Consider the following 20,814-nt stretch of genomic DNA (forward strand, 5'->3'; position numbering starts at 1 on the left):
CGGCGCCTATGCAGACCCCCAGCTTCTTCGATCTCACCGGCCGGGTGGCACTGGTCACCGGCGCCACCCGCGGCCTGGGCCGCTCCATGGCCGCGGGCCTGATCGCGCACGGCGCACGCACATGGCTGGTGGGTCGGGATGCCGATGCCCTGGCGCAGGCAGCGGCCGATCTGGGTCCACTTGCCGTGGCCTGCCCGCTGGACGTGGCCGACCTGCCCGCTGCCACCGCCGCGCTGCAGCGCCTGCTGCAGGCCGAGGGCCGTCTGGACGTGCTGATCAACACCGTGGGGCAGCGCCACCGCGCCCCGCTGGACGATCTGCCGGCCCAGGCCCTGCGCGATCTGCTGGACGTCAACCTGGTGTCGGCCTGGCACCTGTGCCGCGAGGCCGCCCGCCCCATGCGGCAGCAGGGCAGCGGCAGCATCATCAACGTCACATCCATCGCCGGCCCGATCGCGCGGGCGGGCGACGCGGCCTACACCACCACCAAGGGGGCGCTGGAGGCCTTCACCCGGGCACTGGCGGCCGAACTCGGCCCTCACGGGGTCCGGGTCAATGCCATTGCGCCAGGATTCTTTGCCACAGAAACAAATGCCGGCATGGTGGTCGATGCCGGCATTCAGGACTGGTTGTCACGCCGCAGCTCGCTGGGGCGCTGGGGCCGGCCCGACGAGGTGGCCGGCGCGGCGGTGTTCCTGGCGTCCGACGCGGCGAGCTATGTGACCGGACACACGCTCGCCGTGGACGGCGGCTACCTGGCCCATTTCTGAGCCAGGCGAAGGGGCTCAGCCCTTCTTGCCGAGGCGGAACTCGATCTCGCCGACGATGCCGCGGCGGAACGCCAGCACGCAGACCACGAAGGTCAGGCCCATGATGATGGACACCATGGAGCCCAGGTCGGCCAGGTAGTTCTGCATGGTCACGATGATGGCCGCACCGACTGCCGGGCCCAGGATGGTGCCCATGCCGCCGAGCAGCGTCATCAGCACCACCTCGCCCGACATCTGCCAGCTCACGTCGGTCAGGGTGGCGATGCCGAAGGCGATCGACTTGGTGGCGCCCGCCAGGCCGGCGATGGTGCCGGAAAGCACGAAGGCCAGCAGCTTGTAGCGGTCGACGTTGTAGCCCAGGGACAGGGCGCGCGGCTCGTTCTCGCGCACCGACTTCAGCACCTGCCCGAAGGGCGAGTGGATGATGCGGTAGATGAGCGCGAAGCCGAACACGAAGATGGCCGCCACCACGTAGTACATGGCGGTGTCGTTGGCCAGATCGATCACGCCGAACAGCTTGCCGCGCGGGATGCTCTGGATGCCGTCCTCGGCGTAGGTGAAGGGGGCCTGCACGCAGATGAAATAGATCATCTGGGCCAGGGCCAGCGTCACCATCGCGAAGTAGATGCCCTGCCGCCGCACCGCCAGCCAGCCCGTCACCACAGCGATCACCGTGGCGCACAGGGTGCCGGCCAGGATGGCCAGCTCGGGGGTGAGACCCCAGACCTTGGCTGCATGGCCCGACACATAGGCCGCGAAGCCGAAGAACATGGCGTGGCCGAAGGACAGCAGGCCGGTGAAGCCGATGAGCAGGTTGAAGGCACACGCGAAGAGCGCGAAGCACAGCACCTTCATCAGGAAGATGGGGTAGCCCACGAAGGGAGCCACCACGAGCGCCGCAAAAAGGACGCTGTACAGAATGCGGGTCTTGGACATCATTTCTCCCGACCGAACAGGCCCGCCGGGCGGAACATCAGAACGATGACCATGATGATGAACACCACGGTCGAGGACAGCTCGGCATAGAAGACCTTGGTCAGGCCCTCGATCAGGCCCAGCACCAGGCCGGTCAGGATGGAGCCCAGGATGGACCCCATGCCGCCGATCACCACCACCGCGAACACGATGATGATGATGTTCGAACCCATCAGCGGGCTCACCTGGTAGATGGGCGCGGCCATCACGCCGGCCAGGCCGGCCAGGCCCACGCCGAAGGCGTAGGTCAGGGTCACCATCAGCGGCACGTTGATGCCGAAGGCCTTGACCATGTTGGGGTTCTCGGTGCCGGCACGCAGGTAGGCGCCCAGCTTGGTCTTCTCGATCACGAACCAGGTGGCCAGGCAGACGAAGACCGCCGCAAAGATCACCCAGGCCCGGTACTTGGGCAGGAACATGAAGCCCAGATCAAAGCCACCCCGGAAGATCTCGGGCAGTTCGTAGGGCAGGCCCGACGATCCGTAGAACTCGCGGAACACACCTTCGAGCAGCAGGGCCAGGCCGAAAGTCAGCAGCAGGCCGTAGAGGTGGTCCAGCCCATGCAGCCAGCGCAGCATGGTCTTTTCGATGATTACGCCGATGAGGCCCACGGCCAGCGGCGCGAGCAGCAGCGCGAACCAGTAATTCACGCCGGCATAGTTGAGCAGCATCCACGCAAAGAAGGCGCCCGTCATGTAGAGCGCGCCGTGCGCGAAGTTGACGATGTTGAGCATGCCGAAGATGACGGCCAGGCCCAACGAGAGAAGTGCGTAAAAAGAACCGTTCACCAGCCCGAGCATGAGTTGCCCCATGAAGGCTGCTGTCGGTACGCCAAAGATCTGGTCCATTGCAGTCCGTTGAATGTGGACGGGCCGTGGCCGGCACGGCCCGTCTGTTCGGCTCGGTGTTCAGGCCGGCATCAGCCGGCCGGGTCCGTCACTTCTTGATGGCAGCGCAGCGGCTGTTGGCCAGCGGCTGGAAGGCGTCGTCGCCCTTCACGGTGCCCTTGAGGTTGTAGTAGTCCCAGGCGCCCTTGGACTCGGACGGCTTCTTCACCTGGAACAGGTACATGTCGTGCACCATGCGGCCGTCTTCGCGGATCTTGCCACCCTTGGCGAACATGTCGTTGATCGGCATTTCCTTCATCTTGGCCATGACGGCCGCGGTGTCGTCGGTGCCGGCGGCCTGCACGGCCTTGAGGTAGTGCAGCGTGGCCGAGTAGACGGAGGCGTGGTTGGAGTTCGGCTTGCGGCCGTTCATGACCTTGCTGAACTTGTCGGCCCAGGCACGGGTCTCGGCGTTCAGATCCCAGTACCAGCCTTCGGTCAGGTACAGGCCCTGTGCGGTGTTCAGGCCGATGGCGTGCACGTCGGTCAGCAGCATCAGCAGGGCAGCCAGGTTCTGCTTGCGGGTGATGCCGAATTCAGCGGCGGCCTTGATGCTGTTGACGGTGTCGCCGCCGGCGTTGGCCAGACCGACCACCTTGGCGCCCGAGGTCTGGGCCTGCAGCAGGAAGGACGAGAAGTCGCTGGTGCCCAGCGGGTGGCGCACGGCGCCCATGGTCTTGCCACCGGCGTTCTTCACGACCTCACCGGTGTCCTTCTCCAGGGAGTGGCCGAAGGCGTAGTCGGCGGTCAGGAAGAACCAGCTGTCGCCGCCGTCCTTCACGATGGCCTTGCCCACCACGTTGGACAGGGCGATGGTGTCCATCAGGTAATGGATGCCGTTGGCCGGGGCGCAGTCTTCGTTGGTCAGACGCGCGGTGGCGGCACCGGTGGTGATGGTGATCTTGTTCTTTTCCTTGGCCAGGGCCTGCACGGTCAGGGCCACGGCGGAGTTCAGGTTCTCCACCGAGATGTCCACGCCGTCGCGGTCGAACCACTGCTGGGCCACGTTCTTGGCGATGTCGGGCTTGTTCTGGTGGTCGGCGTTGACCACCACGATGTCCTTGCCGAACATCTTGCCGCCGAAGTCCTGCACCGCCAGGCGGGCAGCGGCCACGGCACCGGGGCCGCCGTAGTCGGCGTACAGGCCGGACATGTCGGTCAGCACGCCGATCTTGACGGCATCACCCGAGAGCTTGCCCTGCTGGGCCATGGCGAAGGGGGCAGCGCCAGCCAGGGCGGTGGCAATGGCGGCAGCGATCAGTTTGCGTTTCATGTCTTGTCTCCAGATGAAAAGAAGGCGTCAGACGCCCAGGTACTCGCGCAGCATCTCTGCCTTGCTTTCGAGTTCGTTCTTGGCCACGGTGGCCACGATCTGGCCGTGCTCCATCACATAGTGACGGTCGGCCAGCGGTGCGGCAAAACGGAAGTTCTGCTCCACCAGGATGATGGTCAGGCCCTTGGCCTTGAGGGCCCGGATCACGCGGCCCAGGGTCTGCACGATGACCGGTGCCAGACCTTCGGTGATCTCGTCGAGCAGCAGCACCTTGGCGCCGGTGCGCAGGATGCGGGCCATGGCCAGCATCTGCTGCTCACCGCCCGAGAGGCGTGTGCCCTGGCTGTTGCGGCGCTCCTTGAGGTTGGGGAACATCTCGTAGATTTCCTCGATGCTCATGCCGCCCTCGCCCACCTTGGGCGGCAGCATCAGGTTCTCCTCGCAGCTCAGCGACGAGAAGATGCCGCGCTCTTCGGGGCAGTAGCCCAGGCCCAGCCGCGCGATGCGGTTGGTGGGCATGTGGATGGTCTCCACCCCGTTGATCTGGACCGAGCCGGTGCGCTTGCCCACCAGGCCCAGGACGGACTTGATGGTGGTGCTGCGGCCGGCGCCGTTGCGGCCCAGCAGGGTGATCAGTTCACCCTCGTACAGCTCGAAATTGACGCCATGCAGGATGTGCGATTCGCCGTACCAGGCATCCAGCCCGGACACTTTCAGCAGCGGCTGTTTCATGCGGTCTCCTCGGTCGAACCCACGTAGGCTTCCAGCACCCGGGGATCCTGGGACACCGTCTCGTAAGGCCCTTCGGCCAGCACGCTGCCGCGCGCCAGCACCGTGATGGTGTCGGACAGGTTGGACACCACGTTCATGTTGTGCTCCACCATCAGCACGGTGCGGTTGGCCGCCACCTTGCGGATGAGCTCGACCACGCGGCCCACGTCCTCGTGACCCATGCCCTGGGTGGGCTCGTCCAGCAGCATCAGCTCCGGGTCCAGCGCCAGCGTGGTCGCAATCTCCAGCGCCCGCTTGCGGCCATACGGCAGGTTCACCGTGATGGTGTCGGCAAAGCTGCCCAGGTCCACCTCGTCAAGCAGTTCGCGGGCACGGTCATTGAGCTGGTACAGAGAGGACTCCGGCTTCCAGAAGTGGTAGCTGGTGCCCAGCTGCCGCTGCAGGCCGATGCGCACGTTCTCCAGCACGGTGAGGTGCGGGAACACGGCCGAGATCTGGAACGAGCGGACCATGCCGTCCCGCGCCACCTCGGCGGCCTTGAGCGGCGTGATGTCCTGGCCCTTGTAGAAGATCTGACCGGCGCTGACCGGCAGGAACTTGGTCAGCAGGTTGAACACCGTGGTCTTGCCGGCGCCGTTCGGGCCGATCAGGGCGTGGATGGAACCCCGCTTGACGCGCAGGTTCACCTTGTCGACGGCCACAAAGCCTTTGAACTCGCGGGTGAGATCCCGCGTTTCGAGGATGTATTCGTTGCTCATGGATTCCGGTCGTCTGCGAGGCCACCGATGGTCCGTCGCAGACAGGGTGTGGGGGTATGTGGAGCATTGTTAGCAAACTAACAAAGACGCACCACTAGGGAATCCACCCGGAGGCCGTCACGGGCAGGACACCCGCCAGCTGCGGAACGCCACTCAAGTTCGCGGCGACGCCGGTGTAAGCCCTTGATTTCAAAAGACCCCTCGATGCTTCAGGTTTTTACTCTTTGAATCGCCGCGCCACTGGACATCAGTTTTTTCCGATTTCGCGCCACTCAACATTGAGTTTTTCTTGCTCCCCGCATCGGCGGACATGAAAGGGGGGAGCGGTGCATCGACGCAGTAGCCAAAAACAGGCTCGCGCCGTCTAGGTACGGCCCGCAGATAGGAGCGTGACTCGATCCGTTGCGAAGGTCGTGCATCTCTTGACCGCGTGACTGATGACGAGCTAGGCCGCCCTGAGCTTTTATGACTGTTCTTACGTTCAGAGGGCCACAAGTACCGAGCCCTTTTTGAACGTCTGAAATGGCTGCAACACAGGTTATCGACATCGAAAAATCAACGTCTGTCGGACAACATCGCGGAATGCTTGCGCATCTACGGTACCCGCAGCTAGCCTGACAAAGTTGGGAGCTCTGTAGCACCCAAGGAAGTTGCTCTCCTACCGTCTCAACTGGCTTGAGGCCTGCACCGCAACCGTTCAAACCTTTCAGGGGAAAGATATGGTTGATGCAGACGCACTAGCCGACCTCAAGCGGGCCCGGCGCAGGGTTCTTGGAAGTCACACGTTTAGGCATCCGTTGCTGCAGCTTGCGATCAACGCGGGCGACGCCACATCGAAGCACAGCAAGTTTTACAAGCTTGTACGGCGCGCATTGGCAGCGGCCTCGGGCAGGCAACCCAGACTGAACCTAGCCTTAGACATACTGAACAGGCTGTCGGATTTTGGGCTCGAGCCGCAAAGTGAACTCCGGTTCAGGGAGGAGTGGCTAGGCATCTTGTGCAAGTGGAACAACAGTCCCGTGTTGTCCGAGATGCTGGCGCTGACGCTTCTGCAGTCCCACGGCTTTAACGTGCCAGTAGCAGCATGGGATGGAAACAGCGCCGACAGCAAGATCAGACCGCTCCCCGTACTAACGACTTCAGGTGCCGGCCACGATGCGAAGTCGAAGCCTTTGCGTGTGCCGCACTTTATCAGCGATGTCCTTATCAAGTGTCTCGAATACGTCGCTCAGTGCGATCGGCTCGACGGACTCGGCTCGCTAGATGCAGAAGATTGCAAAGCAACGATAAGAATCATCGCGCTCCTGGCTTGCAACGAGTCGCTTCATCCGCGGCTGGGCGCGGTGTTCGACAGGGCCGATTTGTTCCAAAGCGTCGGCTCAGGTCTGTGGGTTCGCATGGCCGAAAGACTCGCGACGATCGACCAAGATCCCGAGACGGTGTTCTACAGAGACGGAACTCTGATGCGAGCTGTAGCGCTTCATCTCCTGGGAAGCGCGTACTTGGCAAAGCTAGGAGAGAACCGCCGCAACGCCGACACTGATGGTACGTCTCATCACCTCGACAACGCGCTCAACGTGAAGGTGGTTAGAGGGCCCATTCCTGAAGCGTTTGACAAGCAAGATAAAGAGGTTGTTCGGCAATATGAGGCTCTCTTAGATCCGGTACCCGCAGCACGGATGCCTACCCTTTCGAAACTGGAAGCTGCTTTGGCCAGCTTGGAAGCCGAGTTTCCTTGGGCGCAATCCGCGGTTCAAGAACTGGCGAGCATGCTCAGACCGCGCTGTCTCTTCGGTGTTCATCATTTACAGATGTCCCCTGTACTTCTGGTTGGAGCACCGGGTAGTGGAAAGACACGGTTCGTCAGACGGATTTCAGAGCTTTTTCGCCTCCCGTTTTTGCCGATTTCACTGGGCGGCCTCAGCGACAGCAAGCCGTTCACCGGCACGTCCAGGGGATGGGCGACAGGTGAGCCGTCACCCCTCTTGGGATCGATCCTTCGCAACAAAACCGCGAGCTTGGTTGTCCTTCTGGATGAACTGGACAAGGCCACAGACCGATCTTCAAACAGCTCCCCGGTGCAGTCTGTGCTTCTGGGATTACTAGAGCCTGAGTCAGCCAGTCGTTGGCGCGACAACTTTCTTCAGGCCGAGTGCGACTTGAGCAGACTTTGTTTCTGGGGAACAGCCAACCACGTCGGAGGCATTCCAAAGGCGCTGCTATCTCGCTTCACCGTCATATTGATTGGCTCGCCGAGAGATGAGCATAAACAGGTGCTAGTAGGCGGGATCATCTCGGACATCGCGCGGGAGTGGAACGTGCATGAAGCGCTGCTGCCTACGCCACCTCGCGATATCTACGAGGGGGCTCCACTCAACGCACGCGAGCTGCGCCGCGTCGTACTTCATTTCCTCCAGCGTTGGAGCCAGCAAAATCTGCAACGGCACATGCTGCATTAGGACGGATGTGCGGCGCAGGTGACGCCGAGACCGCTCGACCCGCGTGGAAAGACGGGGAAAAGTCAGAGGGTCAGGCTCGCAAAGCCGGCCGCCCCGCGCACTTTCACGTGGTCGACAGCAGTGAGACGAGTGCCCGTCGGAGCAGGACCGTCCCTGCACGCCCTCTGTCGTAGACGAGTTTTCCGCTGTGCATTGGTTGGAGCGTAGCTGACCCTGCACGGGCCGAAGTCACGTTCGGAGCTTCTGGACAAGCTCTCCACTCCATTCCACCTGTGGGGCATTGCTTGCCAACCTTCAAGGGCGACCGCTGGCGCTAAAGAGTCGGAGAGCATCAATCTGCAACGAGTAACTCACCGGTCAGGACTCATGTGTACTCATGAACTCGATTTGCGAGAAGGCATTACAACAAGATTTATTCGAGATCGGTACATCTGCTGCCAGAACGCCAAACGCCCACCGATTCCAGTGTCGCGCACTATGGTTGCGACCGCCGCAAGAGTACTTGCCGACAACCATCACGCGCAAGCTAATTCACTTTGAAACAAGGTAAATATACAAAACTGAATAAAACGCGTGGCATGAGGAATGGAATGAATCGCAAAACATTTAAACGTTTTCGCCAATTTTGCTATCATCAAACCATGCGACTCACCCCCGAAGAGCTCGAGAAGGTACGAGCTGAGTTTTTTATCAGCGGGCAGAGCGTTGCCGATTGGGCTCGCGCCAATCACTGTCGCCAGGAGTTGGTGTACGCGGTTTTAAGCGGCAGGTCCAAGGCGACGCGGGGAGAGTCACACAGGATCGCGGTGAAGCTTGGGCTCAAGGCGAATCGATCGAACGTAGCTCCGGTTGGAGCGGAGGATGTTATGTAGCCCAGAAAAGCAAAACGCCAACCACTCTTTCAAGTGACTGGCGCTGCCGATACCGAAGAACGATATCTAGGTTGGTACCCTGGGTAGAAGTTTCTCTCGGAACGGCGGTGAAGTCAAGTCGTGCCCGTTGACTATTGAGCAAGTCAGCGAGCACTCATCACCCCGGAGAGAACGATGACACGCAAGGTAGTCACTCGAGCACCACACCGCGAAGTCGGGTTAGTCAACGCCAGCTGGTTGCTAGACCATGCAGTTGAACATGAATCGCATCTTGAGAAGCGATTCATCATGGTGGCACTAAGTTGCCCCGTAGTAGAAGACATCGTCCACCAACCTTTTGAGGTCTGGCTAGGGGACGACAAAACACACCGCTATACGCCAGATTTCAGAATCACTTTTGCTGATGGAAGCAGGGTAGTAATCGAAGTGAAGCCTGAAGTTTTCCTAAAGGAGAATCAGCAGCTACTCACCGCAGTCAAGAATCACATGGCCAGTATCGGTCACTCTTTCTTGGTTGTAACTGACAAGCAGATAGACGCCCATGGGCTCAGTTCGAGAGCCTTGCTGCTGATGAGATACGGACGGATGCAAATCAGTCCAGCGGAAGCTCTCCATTGCAGAAAGCTCTTTGAAGAGTATTTCCATGGGGATGCCGCGATAAAAGACATTATCGAGGCAGGAGTATCTGAGTCGGTAGTCTGGAATATGGTGGCTACACACCAGCTTCGGGTTCCAAGCGGCCTGAACATTAATACTGACGAGAGGGTGGAAATCAATCAACGCGAGGAGGACTGCCATGCTTTCTTTTGCACGTGGCTTGGTCTTGCGTAAAGGGGCCCGGACTTTAGAGTTTGAACGAGATCTCGGGGGTGGGAAGGTCCAATTCAAGTATCTGGACACATTCGAGGTGAATACTTTTCAAGTCTCGAAGCTTTACCGGCAAATACTCAGTGGTGAAATAACTCAAGTATTTGCAAATCCACCATCCTCGAGGCAGGAATTCGATGATACAAAAATCATAAAACTGCCAAGCACGTTAAACCAAAAACAAGAAGCGTTGATTGCTTTTCGTATGGCCTTCGTGTCAGCAGCCATCCGGGCTCGAGCAGCACCGAAAAGTACCAATCAGCTGGGCAAAGTCATCAACGATGTGTGCAAACAAGGGGTTGCAGCCAACAACATTGAGCCAGAGTTGCTGAGCAGCTTCAAGCCCCCGAAGCCTGCCACCCTCATGGCGTGGTTAAAACGCTTTCAGAGGGAGGGCAACAATCCTTTCGCACTTTGTGATCGACGTCCTCTAGCCAAAAAACCAAAGCGAATAAACCGCACCATTGAGGTCATAGTAGACCAAATGATCTCACGACACTACCTTCAGCTTAGAGGCAAATCCATTAAGGCAACCCACGAAGCGATTTGCAACGAGATAAGGCAGACCAATCGAAGAGATGGATCAGAACTCACTTTGCCAGGCGAGAAAACAATCGCACGGCGAATCCACGAGATTCCTGAGTTTGTTCGCGACAGCAAACGCTTGGGAGTTGGGTACGCTCGTAACAAGTGGCGCTACAGTATGAAGGGAGACCAAAGTACGCGGATCCTTGAACGAGTAGAAATCGATCACACCCTGCTCGATGTGTGGGTACTTGACCCTCGCAGCGGCGTCCCGCTTGGGCGCCCATGGATCACGGTAGTGATGGATCGCCTGTCCGGCTATATCTTGGGTCTTTACATTAGCTTCTATGGACCATCAAGCGGGACGGTTGCTAAAGCCATACGGTCTTCCATTTTGCCTAAAGATGAATTGATTGCCGGAATTCCGGAGATTGACGCTCCATGGACTGCAATGGGCGTTCCAGAGTGCTACGTGGTCGACAACGGGCTGGAATTTCACTCGCGCGCGTTCCGTCGTATAGGCTGGCATCTGCGTACTGACATCATCTATAACCCCGTTCGACAACCTTGGCTGAAAGCCTCTGTGGAACGAGTAATGATGGAACTCAACCGAACGCTACCAATAGCAGGCAAGGTATTTGCACCGCTGAAGAATGCCCAGATCATTAATCCCGCCAAATCTGCGGCAATCTCGTTCGACGACCTCTGCTGCTGTCTTTTGATTTGGGCCGTAAAGGTATATCCGTTTCATATACACCCCAAGACCTTAGTTCGCTCCATTGATATTTGGGAAGAAGGACTGCAATCCTCCCCCCCTGCTTTACTGCCAACAGATCTCACGCCCCTTGACTTGGCAGCGGGCATATCAACCGAAAGAACCATTACAGGAGACGGAGTTTTTTTTCACTACCTACGTTACAACTCATTGGAGCTTCAAGAATATCGCCGACGATATTCTCAGAGCTTTAGGACGGAGATCAGGGTCGACCCAGATGATCTTGGCTTGATCTATGTGCATCTCCCCAAAGCAGACCGATGGATACAGGTTGAAGCTCAGCGACCCAGTCTTGAATATGCGAGCGGAACATCTCTACTGCAGCACGAATTGATCCGCAGCGAAGCTGGGAAGAACCTCACAAAGTCTAATGCAGAAGAGATCCTTCTGATTGCAAAGGCCGACTTGCAGGATCGCTGGATCGGAGCGACCAAACGGGGCATCCGCTCAAGAAAAGATTTGGAGTTGATTCGTGCGCAAGGAATGTCTTCCGCAAGAATCGGCATACCAAACAACCCGAAGGATCAGATACGTCGTCAGGTTCCCGAACCAAGCATTGCCATGAGTGATGCACTCACTACGGTCATTCCCTACACAGCATACTCGATGGAGGAGGATACCCCATGAAACCAGACGATTTAAGGAGCGCCATGTCTCCACAATCGCTCCAAGCAGCCAATTCAGTTCTAACGGTGATAGTCGAACATCCTGAATTTAGTCGGGTTTTTCTTAGCTGCATTGAACTGATCGAAAGATTACGCGCCTTGAATATTCCAAGCGGCATTATGATCCAGGCGGAGCCCGGAATGGGAAAAAGTCTGCTATTACAAAAGATCAAGATGCACATGGCACGCTCACTGGGGATGTCTCGAGAAGAGACCTTGTTAAGCGTAAGCTTGGACAGTGCCGTTGATACTCACAGGATAGCGTCAGCCATGACACTCGCGCTCGGCTATCCCGCCCTTCCTTCACGGCCGGGCCTAGATTTAATGAATCAGATGATCGACTCGCGACTTGAGCGCAAGCGCCCGCTGGCGCTTCTAATCGATGAAATGCAGCATGTATGCGAGGGAAATCGAGACATCACAGCCAGGGCTGTAACCGATTGGCTAAAAGTCAGAATGGACAGATTTAACTTCCCAGTAATTGGTGCCGGCACTCAGGCTCTGGAGCGTCTACAAGTTATCAATCCTCAATTCACAAGCCGAGCCAGCGCGACATTCACCCTCTCACCGTTCGAGTTCGGAGATCCCTGGCGTCAGTTGCTAGCTAGTTTTGCAGCACAAATAAACGAGGTCGATCTCGCCGTCATCAATGGCCCCTTGGCCCGCGCTCTTCACAACGCCACTAAAGGAAATATTAGAGCTTTGAAGCGGCTGCTTGCTTACGCCAGTATACGTGCGGCTGAGCGTAATAGTCATAAAGTTACAGCAGATGATTTCATCAAGGCCTATGAGGACGCCAAGGGCGCATCGCAGGATCGTATAAACCCGTTTTCTCCACGTATTCCCATGGGCAAGGGTACATGAAGCATCTAGAACCAGCAGCTTCTGTAGAGGCATGTTTGTTCGCTAGACCCGAACCCTACTTAGATGAGAGTCCTGCCTCGTGGGTGCAGCGGTTGAGTGGCTCACACGGATATTCATTCAGCAGGCTTTGTCAGGTCACGCGCATTCAGCCCGAAAACAAAGACTGGGATTGCGGTGTAACCAATGAAGATTGGTACAAGCTGTTGGCACTTGCGGATATCAGAGCTTCTTCTTGCGGAGAAGCCAAGTATGCATACAAGTCTCTTCTCTCCCGATCGCGCCACAGAAACAGTTTCTTCAAGGTTGATGGGCGACCTAGCTACCGCTGGTGTTCTGCATGCTTCTTAGAGGATCAGGTGCCCTACCTCAGATGGTACTGGCGACTTTCAGTTTGCACCCGATGTAATGTTCACAAGTGCCAACTCCAAGACCGTTGTCTCTGGTGCAAAGCCCCACTTAGCGTCCACCGCGCACTGCTGGTGTCTGGGGGAGGCGCCAAAGGCGTTTCTCACTTATCTGACTGCGGAAACTGCGGCATGCCTTTGTTAAACGGCGAGGATGCGCCGCTACGCCGAGAGGAGTATTTGGAACGTGACACCGATCCCTTTGCAGTTTTTATCGCAAAGCTTCGAGATGCTTACCAAAGAGACGACAAACAGTTCGAGTTCGATTTCATCCAATCCGAGGATGTTTTCTCCCTACCAGAGGTAGACCCCAAAAGCTCTGCAAGCAAAGGTGCAGTATGGGTAAATCTCATCATTAATCGGGTGTATGAGAAGCCGGGGCCTTCATTTCAATTGAATGGACAATCATTCATAGACACTGAACTGGATCATAACTTTCCGCGGAGGGCACGGCGGTGGACTGATGGGTTGAGGGAGTTTGATCGTTGGCGCGTAGCGCAAGCTCTTCGAAAAGTTCGAGCTGAACAGGCTTTTTATCGTCAGTCCGGGCAGGCAGAGCGGCCGTCTTTAAGCGAACGTCACGTTTGCGTTGAGGCCGAAAACGCTGCGACAGCGACGGCCAATTTGATACACCCAAGCGGTCCAGCCGCGGACTCGATAAGACGACGCGAACCATGACACACCTGGAATATTCGTCATTCCCATCCAAGAGCCGAATCCACATAGGTGAGTCAGGCCAAGGATATGCGTTACGCATGGCAACGGAGAACCACCTCAACGGTCTTCCTCAACTTAAGGCCTTGCTGGGCAAAAGTCGCTACGCGACGCTAGATGCGGCAGACACGCCATTCCTGCATAGATGGTTCGGGGCGGACGCGCAAGCACTAGATATTGCGCTAGGCTGGATGCAGAAAGGGCCAAGCACTGTCAGCATCTTCTACGCTGGTCAGCAACTGGGACGAAGCTACTTCCTGAACCGCAGCTACCCAAGGATCTGTTTCCAGTGCCTGGAGGAGCTGGGGCACTGCCGAACAACTTGGGATTTCTGTTTGAGCACTGCTTGTGCTGAGCACCAAACTCTTCTGTCTGAAGTTTGTCCGAACTGCGAGCGGGCTATTTCATGGAATCGGCCAGCACTTCAAGTTTGTAACTGCCGTTTACAGTTTGTCCTACCACCTGATGCCTCACCAGCGACGAGGTTGGAGGTTCAGTTTTCTGCTTGGTGTGAAGAACAAAGCCGTTGCACCTCCACTGAACCCGTTGAAACGAGTCACCCGACTAGGTTAAACCGACCACCAGAAGGTGATCTCGAACCCCTCATGATGCTGGTGTGGCCGCTTAGCTTGAACGGCGGCATGCATCTCGCTTTTTCCCTTGCAACAGCAGCCGGTTATGAAGCATCTCTGCCATGTGCAGAGCGGCGAGCGCGAAAGCCACTGATGAAGGCGCGCCAGTGCTTGGAAAGGGCGAATGCGCTCGCGCGACTACTTGGGCAGTCAGACAAACTACATTTTCGGATTCGAAGACCGGACGTTGTTATTCAACTGCTTGCTGACTGTATGGCTGGTGGGGCTCCAGCGGCTGACCGTCATATGGCTCAGTCAATCCTGAGCACAGTGCTGAATCAAAAGCGCAAGACGAGTTGGGCTGGTGTGAACCCCCAACTCTCACAACTGACGCTCTTCTAGAAAATCGTAGCTGCATTGTTACAACAGCCAAGGTGCACGTTGTCCTGTCTGGTCAATGAGGAAAACGATTTCGTGCCGCCAAACTAAGGCGGTGTTGGTCGACAGAACTTCATCCTCATGACTGCTTTGCATCGACTGCTGCCGTTGGCACTGATGGGTTTCGCAGGCACTCAGGGCCATGGGTGGTCATTCGTTTGCTCCTAATGAACAGCGTGCTCTAGACAAAGGGGGCAAAAAAGCAAGGCGTCTCACCAAGGTTTATGCGTGGGTGAAGCTAACTACACGGCCGAGGAGGTTCAGGGCGGCCGCCGCATCAGCCTATACGCAACCGGCACCACCAACAACGACAGTAGCGGCGCGCTGATCATCCCGCCGATCATCGGCGCAGCGATCCGCTGCATCACCTCGCTGCCCGTACCAATACCCCAGAACAGCGGCAACAGGCCGGCCACGATGGTGGCCACCGTCATGACCTTGGGCCGCACTCGCAGCACGGCACCTTCGCGGATGGCCTCAAGCAACGAAACCTCGTCGGTGCGTCCGGCGTCCAGCCGTTCCTGCCACGCCTGCTTGAGGTAGATCAGCATGATCACGCCGAACTCGGCAGCCACGCCGGCCAGCGCAATGAAGCCCACCACGCTGGCCACCGACAGGTTGTGACCGAGCAGCCAGAGAAACCACACCCCGCCCACCAGCGCGAACGGCAGTGTGGCCATGATCAGCAAGGCTTCATCGAAGCGGCGGAAGATCAGGTACAGCAGCACGAAGATGATGAGCAGAGTGGCCGGCACTACGAGCTTGAGCTTGGCAGTCGCCCGTTCCAGAAACTCGAACTGACCCGACCAGGACACCGAGTAGCCGGCGGGCAACGCTACACGTTCGCCGACCGCGCGCTGCATGTCCAGCACCGCGCCGCGCAGGTCGCGCCCGCGGATGTCCACGTACACAAAACCAGCCAGGCGCGCGTTCTCGCTGCGCAGCATGGGTGGGCCTTCGATGATGCGCAGATCAGCCACGTCGGACAACACCAGGCGTTGGCCGTTGGGCGCCACGATGGGCAGTGCGCGCAACGCGGACAGCGAGTCGCGCAGCTCGCGTGGATAGCGCAGGTTGATCGGAAACCGCTGCAAGCCTTCAACGGTCTCACCGATGTTCATTCCGCCCACACTGCCGGTCACGATGTCTTGCACATCGGCGACGTTCATGCCGTAGCGCGCCGCGTCACTGCGGCGGATGTCTACGTCGATGTAGCGTCCGCCCGTGAGCCGCTCGGCCAATGCGCTGCTCACCCCAGGAACGTCCTTCACCGCCTTTTCAATCTCGCTGGTGAGACGGTCGATGGTGGCGAGATCCGGTCCTGCCACCTTCACGCCCACAGGGCTCTTGATGCCGGTGGCCAGCATGTCGATGCGGTTGCGGATCGGCGGCACCCAGATGTTGGACAAGCCAGGCACCCGCACCGTGCGATCGAGCTCTTCGATGAGTGCTTCGGGCGTGAGGCCGGCGCGCCACTCGTTGCGCGGCTTGAATCGGATCGTGGTCTCGAACATCTCCAGCGGCGCCGGGTCGGTGGCGGTCTCAGCGCGTCCGGCTTTGCCGTACACGCTCTGCACCTCGGGGATGGTCTTGATCAATCGATCTGTCTGCTGCAGCAGCTCGGCCGCCTTGGCCACCGAGAGGCCAGGCAACGCCGTGGGCATGTAAAGCAGATCGCCTTCGTCCAGTGGCGGCATGAACTCGCTGCCCAGTTGACGCAATGGCCAGAGGCTGGCCACTAGCACCAGCGCCGCCACCAGTAGCGTGAGTTTCGGCATCTTCAGCACGGCGTCCAGTACCGGGCGGTACAGCGCAATGAGCGCACGGTTCAACGGATTGGCGATCTCGGACGGGATGTGCCCGCGAATCAGATAACCCATGAGTACAGGGATCAAGGTCACGGCCAGGCCTGCGGAGGCGGCCATCGCATAGGTTTTCGTGAAGGCCAGCGGCGCAAACAGCCGTCCTTCCTGCGCCTCCAGAGTGAACACCGGAATGAAGCTCAGCGTGATGATAAGCAACGAGAAAAACAGAGCCGGACCGACTTCGGCCGCAGCGTCGCCGATTACGCGCCAGCGCGGTTCACCCTGCAGCATTTCACCGGGATGCTGGTGCGCCCAGCGCTCCAGGTGCTTGTGAGCGTTCTCGATCATCACGATGGCCGCGTCCACCATGGCGCCGATGGCGATCGCAATGCCGCCAAGCGACATCACGTTCGCGTTGAGGCCCTGGTGCTGCATCACGATGAACGCCATCAGCACGCCCAGCGGCAGCGACACGGTGGCCACCAGCGCACTGCGCAGGTGAAACAAAAAGGCCAGGCACACCAGTGCCACCACGATGAACTCTTCCATCAGCTTCTCACCGAGGTTCTTCACCGCACGTTCGATCAGGCCTGAGCGGTCGTACACCGGCACGATCTCCACACCGGCCGGCAGGCTTCGCTGCAGCTCGGCCAGCCGGGTCTTCACCGCTTCGATGGTCTGCAGAGCGTTCTTGCCCGAACGCATCACCACCACACCGCCCACAGCCTCGCCCTCGCCGTCGAGCTCGCCGATACCGCGCCGCATCTCCGGTCCGATCTGCACGCGTGCCACATCACCCAAACGCACCGACACACCGGCACTGCTGGTAATCAGCGGGATGGCGCGGAAGTCGTCCAGCGTTTTTAGGTAGCCGCTGGTGCGCACCGCGTACTCGGCCTCGCCCAGCTCCAGCACCGAGCCGCCAGCCTCCTGGTTGCCGCGCGCCACCGCGTCGGACACCATGGCCTGCGTCACGCGGTAGGCTGCCATCCTCTCTGGGTCCAGCACGATCTGATACTGCTTGACCATACCCCCTACGCTGGCCACCTCAGCCACGTCCGGTACGGTCTTGAGCTCGAAACGCACGAACCAATCCTGCAAGGCGCGCAGCTGCGCTACGTCCTGCCCGCCGGTGCGGTCGATCAGGGCGTACTGGTAGATCCAGCCCACGCCGGTGGCGTCGGGCCCGAGCGATGCGCTCGCGCCGCGCGGCAGGCGCGCCTGCACCTGGTTCAGGTACTCCAGCACGCGCGAGCGAGCCCAGTACGGGTCCACATTGTCCTCAAACAGCACATAAACGAAGCTGTCGCCGAACATGGAGAAACCGCGCACCGCGCGCGCGCCCGGCACCGAGAGCATGGTGGTGGTCAGCGGGTAGGTGACCTGGTTCTCCACGATCTGCGGCGCCTGCCCGGACCAGGTGGTGCGGATGATGACCTGAGTGTCTGACAGGTCGGGCAAGGCATCCAGCGGTGTGCGCTGCAGGGCCACCACGCCCCATGCGCCGAGCAGCACGGTGACCAGCAGCACCAGAAAGCGATTCTGGATACTCCAGCGGATCAGGCCAGCGATCATTTCTGCGCCTCACGCGGCAAGGGTTGCAGGCGGGTGATGCGCGGAACATCTCCGTCCTGCATCTCAAACTCGATCTGCACACGATCGCCGGTCTCCAGTCGGCGGGGCCTCTGGGCGGGCGGCGGCAACTGAAAGTCCATCTGCATCCGCGGCCACTTCAGCGCCGCAATTGGCGGATGGGTGAGTGTGACCGTGTCACCACTGAGTGCATCGACCACGGCATCGGTGGTGTAACGCGGCAGAGTGGATACAGGTGCAGGCTCTAGGTTGAGACGTGCCTCCAGCCCACGCAAACTGGCTTCGGAGTCGATCAGGAATTGGCCTGAGAGCACCACGCGCTGGCCCACTGCCAAGCCCGCGCTGATCTCGGTCTGCCCGCCCACTTCCAGTCCTGTCGTCACCTCCACCGGGCGGAAACGCCCGCCATCTTCAGCCACCATCACCACACTGCGCCGGCCGGTGTAGATCACCGCATCGCTGGGTACCAGCAAGGTCGCCACTGCCTTCGGGCGGTCCAGCCGCATGCTCACCAGCATGCCGGGCACCAACCGCCCCTGGGGGTTGGCCAGTTCGACACGTGCGCGGATGGTGCGCGTAACCGCGTCCACCTCGGGCAGCAGCGCCTGCACCTGGCCTTCAAACGTCCGCCCCGGTGCTCCGGGGCTGGTGGTGCGTACGCGCGCCCCCGGCTGCAGCAGCGCGGCCTGACTCTCGGGCACTGCGCCCTCGGCCCACACCGTGCGGGTGCCCTGCAGGCGCATTAGCGGCGTACCCGGCATCACGGTGGCGCCCTCGCGCACCATGAGCTCATTCACGATGCCGGCGATCGGCGCTGTGAGTGTGAAGCGCGGCTGCACCGCACCGGATACCACCACGCGCTGGATGTGAGCAGGGGTCATACCGGCCTGACGCATGCGCTGTTTCGCGGCGTCCTTCAATGCATCGGCGCCGTCGCCGGTCATCCGAGCCAGGGCCAGATACTCTTCCTGGGCTGCCACCCAGTCGGGTACGTACAGCTCAGCCAGCGGAGCGCCGGCGGTCACGCGGTCGAGCGCAGCCTTCACATGCAGTTTTTCCACGAAGGCTATGGCGCGTGAGCTCAGCTCCACGCGCTCGCGTTCGTTCCAGGTCACGTTGCCCACGGCAGTCACCTCAGACACCAGCGAGCCTTCGACCACCGGCGCGGTGCGCAACCCCAGGTTCTGCTGGATACGCGGGCTCACCTTGACGCTGCTGGCGTCGGCCGTGTCACTACCGGCGTAGCGCGGCACCAGCATCATGTCCATGAAGGGCGACTTGGCGGGTGCCTCGAAGTTTCTGCCGGGCACCATGGGGTCGTGGTAATTCAGGATGCGCCGTCCGGTCACCGGGTCCACGTCGCCAGCCTTGAGCGATTCGCGGATGTGCCGGCGCGTGGCTTCTTCGCCCTGCGGGATGGTCCATTGCGAGGGATCCTCTGTGCCCGCCACGGGCTGCGCGGTGGCTGCCGTGGTGTGACCCATACCCTGCCGCATGCCCAGCCACCAGGCGCCACCGCCCACGGCAACGAGCGCAGCTACAGCCGCCAGCACGAACGGTATGTTCTTTTGGTTCATGGTGTGACTCCTGCGGTGGTGTCGGGGACGAGGTAGTCGAGTTGTGCCCACAGGCCGGCGGTTTCACGTTCCAGCGCCAGGCGCTCCAGAGACAGGTTCAGAACGTCGCGCCGTGCCTGAAGTACGGAACCCAGGTCGCCACGCCCACCCCGGTAGGCAGCCAGCGCGGCGTCTACACGCTGCGCCGCCAACGGCCGGCGCTGGGCGTCCAGAAACGCCAGGCGGTCCAGCCCCGCCTGCCACGCCTGCTGCCAGCGCTGCACCTGCAGCAGACGCTCGCGGGTCAGCTCTTCCCGCTCGGCCTCCAGCTCATTCACACGGGCCAGCCGTGCAGCAAGTTCGCGTTGCTGGCGTTGTGGCTGGTCCCACTGCAGTGGCACCGACACGCCGATGGACACCATGTTGGAGAACGGCGAGCCGCGCTGGCTGAACATGACCTCAGCGCTCCAGTCTGGCTTGAGCTCTTGGCGGGCCACCTCGGCTTCAGCGCGGGCGACGGCTTCGCGGGCGTGCAGGGTGTTGATGTCCGGCAATCTGTCTGGGCTGCCGATGGGTGTGGAGCGGAGCCGCATAGGCGGTGGGTCGGCCAGCGGCTGACCGGGTGGCCAGCCCGTCAAGCGCGCGAGCGTCAGGCGGGCGTTGGCACGCTCGGCCAGCGCACCGATCAGGCCCTGCTCCAGTTGGGCCAGCGCTTCGCGTGCGTCCAGCGTATCTGCGATGGAACCTCGCCCACCACGCAGTGTCGCCTCCGTGGTCTGCACCAGCACTCGCGCCTCAGCGATCTGCGCCTGCAGCACATCGAAGCGTTGCTCCTGCATGCGCCGCTCCAGCCAGGCCTGTGCCACCTCAGTCTGCAACGCAGCCAAGCGCTGTATCCGCTCGCTCATAGCCGCGTCGGCCTCGCGCTCGAAGCGCTCCGCGCGCGCTCTACGTTTGTCCGAATTGGGCAGCGTCTGAATCAGACCGATGGACCGCATGGTCATGAAGTCGCGCGTGACGCTGAATCGGTCGGGTCCATCCACCGGCAGGTTATCGAGAGACAGGCGCAGCACCGGGTCGGGCCGCTGCCCGGCGGCCACCGCCATTTCGCGGGCACTTCGGGCGACGTCGGCGGATGCGTCGAGGCTGCGCGAGCGGGCCACAGCCGCGCTTACCGCAGCGCTCAGGCCAAGAGGCTCGTCAGCAGCGGCCGGGGTTAACGCGGCGAGCAGGCCCGCGAACGCGAGTGCGTAACGCACCAAAACAGGTGAAAGGTATTCCATGTCTGATCTCCTGGACAGGCACGCTCA

General features: G+C 60.1%; 16 protein-coding genes and 1 pseudogene. 9 read left to right on the plus strand and 8 right to left on the minus strand.

Going from position 1 to position 20,814, the window contains the following annotated elements; genetic code table 11:
• Positions 1 to 8 precede the first annotated feature (8 nt).
• Positions 9 to 770: an SDR family oxidoreductase gene (locus WD026_RS09450; protein ID WP_425723415.1), complete on the plus strand. Its 762-nt coding sequence runs from the start codon at positions 9 to 11 to the stop codon at positions 768 to 770.
• A 15-nt stretch (positions 771 to 785) separates the two neighbouring features.
• On the opposite strand, the gene WD026_RS09455 is transcribed toward WD026_RS09450, so the two are convergent.
• The 5 genes from WD026_RS09455 to WD026_RS09475 all read right to left on the minus strand — a co-directional run bounded on the left by WD026_RS09455 (position 786) and on the right by WD026_RS09475 (position 5,395).
• A complete protein-coding gene (locus tag WD026_RS09455; protein WP_425723416.1) occupies positions 786 to 1,709 on the minus strand; it encodes a branched-chain amino acid ABC transporter permease in 924 nt (307 codons plus the stop codon).
• Entirely contained in the window at positions 1,706 to 2,593 is an 888-nt protein-coding gene (locus WD026_RS09460; RefSeq protein WP_425723417.1) for a branched-chain amino acid ABC transporter permease, read from the minus strand. Before WD026_RS09460 ends, WD026_RS09455 begins: the two co-directional genes overlap by 4 nt.
• An 88-nt stretch (positions 2,594 to 2,681) precedes the next feature.
• The gene (locus tag WD026_RS09465; RefSeq protein ID WP_425723418.1) at positions 2,682 to 3,905 is read right to left on the minus strand and encodes an ABC transporter substrate-binding protein; all 1,224 of its coding nucleotides are present in this window, start codon (positions 3,903 to 3,905) and stop codon (positions 2,682 to 2,684) included.
• A 27-nt stretch (positions 3,906 to 3,932) separates the two neighbouring features.
• The gene (locus WD026_RS09470) at positions 3,933 to 4,637 is read right to left on the minus strand and encodes an ABC transporter ATP-binding protein (RefSeq protein ID WP_425723419.1); all 705 of its coding nucleotides are present in this window, start codon (positions 4,635 to 4,637) and stop codon (positions 3,933 to 3,935) included.
• Positions 4,634 to 5,395 (minus strand): ABC transporter ATP-binding protein, encoded by a 762-nt coding sequence (locus WD026_RS09475; RefSeq protein WP_425723420.1) that lies wholly within the window; start codon positions 5,393 to 5,395, stop codon positions 4,634 to 4,636. The genes WD026_RS09470 and WD026_RS09475 overlap by 4 nt, the downstream gene beginning before the upstream one ends.
• A 650-nt stretch (positions 5,396 to 6,045) precedes the next feature.
• Between WD026_RS09475 and WD026_RS09480 the strand changes: the two genes are divergently transcribed.
• From WD026_RS09480 to WD026_RS09515, 8 genes and pseudogenes are all read left to right on the plus strand, one after another.
• Positions 6,046 to 7,854, plus strand: coding sequence for an AAA family ATPase (locus WD026_RS09480; protein ID WP_425723421.1), 1,809 nt, complete (start codon positions 6,046 to 6,048; stop codon positions 7,852 to 7,854).
• Between the two features lie 641 nt (positions 7,855 to 8,495).
• The gene (locus WD026_RS09485; RefSeq protein ID WP_425723422.1) at positions 8,496 to 8,726 is read left to right on the plus strand and encodes a DNA-binding protein; all 231 of its coding nucleotides are present in this window, start codon (positions 8,496 to 8,498) and stop codon (positions 8,724 to 8,726) included.
• Positions 8,727 to 8,900: 174 nt separating this feature from the next.
• Positions 8,901 to 9,557: a Tn7 transposase TnsA N-terminal domain-containing protein gene (locus tag WD026_RS09490; protein WP_425723423.1), complete on the plus strand. Its 657-nt coding sequence runs from the start codon at positions 8,901 to 8,903 to the stop codon at positions 9,555 to 9,557.
• Positions 9,523 to 11,520: a Mu transposase C-terminal domain-containing protein gene (locus tag WD026_RS09495; protein WP_425723424.1), complete on the plus strand. Its 1,998-nt coding sequence runs from the start codon at positions 9,523 to 9,525 to the stop codon at positions 11,518 to 11,520. The genes WD026_RS09490 and WD026_RS09495 overlap by 35 nt, the downstream gene beginning before the upstream one ends.
• Positions 11,517 to 12,422, plus strand: coding sequence for a TniB family NTP-binding protein (locus tag WD026_RS09500; protein WP_425723425.1), 906 nt, complete (start codon positions 11,517 to 11,519; stop codon positions 12,420 to 12,422). Before WD026_RS09495 ends, WD026_RS09500 begins: the two co-directional genes overlap by 4 nt.
• Positions 12,419 to 12,835: pseudogene (locus WD026_RS09505) on the plus strand (TniQ family protein); the annotation flags it as partial. The gene WD026_RS09500 and the pseudogene WD026_RS09505, both read left to right, overlap by 4 nt.
• Positions 12,836 to 12,958: 123 nt before the next feature.
• Positions 12,959 to 13,504, plus strand: coding sequence for a hypothetical protein (locus WD026_RS09510; protein ID WP_425723757.1), 546 nt, complete (start codon positions 12,959 to 12,961; stop codon positions 13,502 to 13,504).
• Positions 13,501 to 14,514 carry a TniQ family protein gene (locus tag WD026_RS09515; RefSeq protein WP_425723426.1) on the plus strand — a complete coding sequence of 338 codons (1,014 nt, stop codon included), beginning with the start codon at positions 13,501 to 13,503 and terminating at the stop codon, positions 14,512 to 14,514. Before WD026_RS09510 ends, WD026_RS09515 begins: the two co-directional genes overlap by 4 nt.
• 296 nt (positions 14,515 to 14,810) lie before the next feature.
• On the opposite strand, the gene WD026_RS09520 is transcribed toward WD026_RS09515, so the two are convergent.
• Genes WD026_RS09520 through WD026_RS09530 form a run of 3 tightly spaced genes read right to left on the minus strand, consistent with a single transcriptional unit; the run spans position 14,811 to position 20,787 of the window.
• Positions 14,811 to 17,930, minus strand: a complete 3,120-nt coding sequence (locus tag WD026_RS09520; protein WP_425723427.1) for an efflux RND transporter permease subunit — start codon at positions 17,928 to 17,930, stop codon at positions 14,811 to 14,813.
• Positions 17,927 to 19,525 carry an efflux RND transporter periplasmic adaptor subunit gene (locus tag WD026_RS09525; RefSeq protein ID WP_425723428.1) on the minus strand — a complete coding sequence of 533 codons (1,599 nt, stop codon included), beginning with the start codon at positions 19,523 to 19,525 and terminating at the stop codon, positions 17,927 to 17,929. Before WD026_RS09525 ends, WD026_RS09520 begins: the two co-directional genes overlap by 4 nt.
• Positions 19,522 to 20,787 carry a TolC family protein gene (locus WD026_RS09530; protein ID WP_425723429.1) on the minus strand — a complete coding sequence of 422 codons (1,266 nt, stop codon included), beginning with the start codon at positions 20,785 to 20,787 and terminating at the stop codon, positions 19,522 to 19,524. Before WD026_RS09530 ends, WD026_RS09525 begins: the two co-directional genes overlap by 4 nt.
• Positions 20,788 to 20,814 lie beyond the last annotated feature (27 nt).

Origin of the sequence: Hydrogenophaga sp. R2, assembly GCF_049843595.1 — a bacterium.
Taxonomy (GTDB): Bacteria; Pseudomonadota; Gammaproteobacteria; order Burkholderiales; family Burkholderiaceae_C; genus Hydrogenophaga.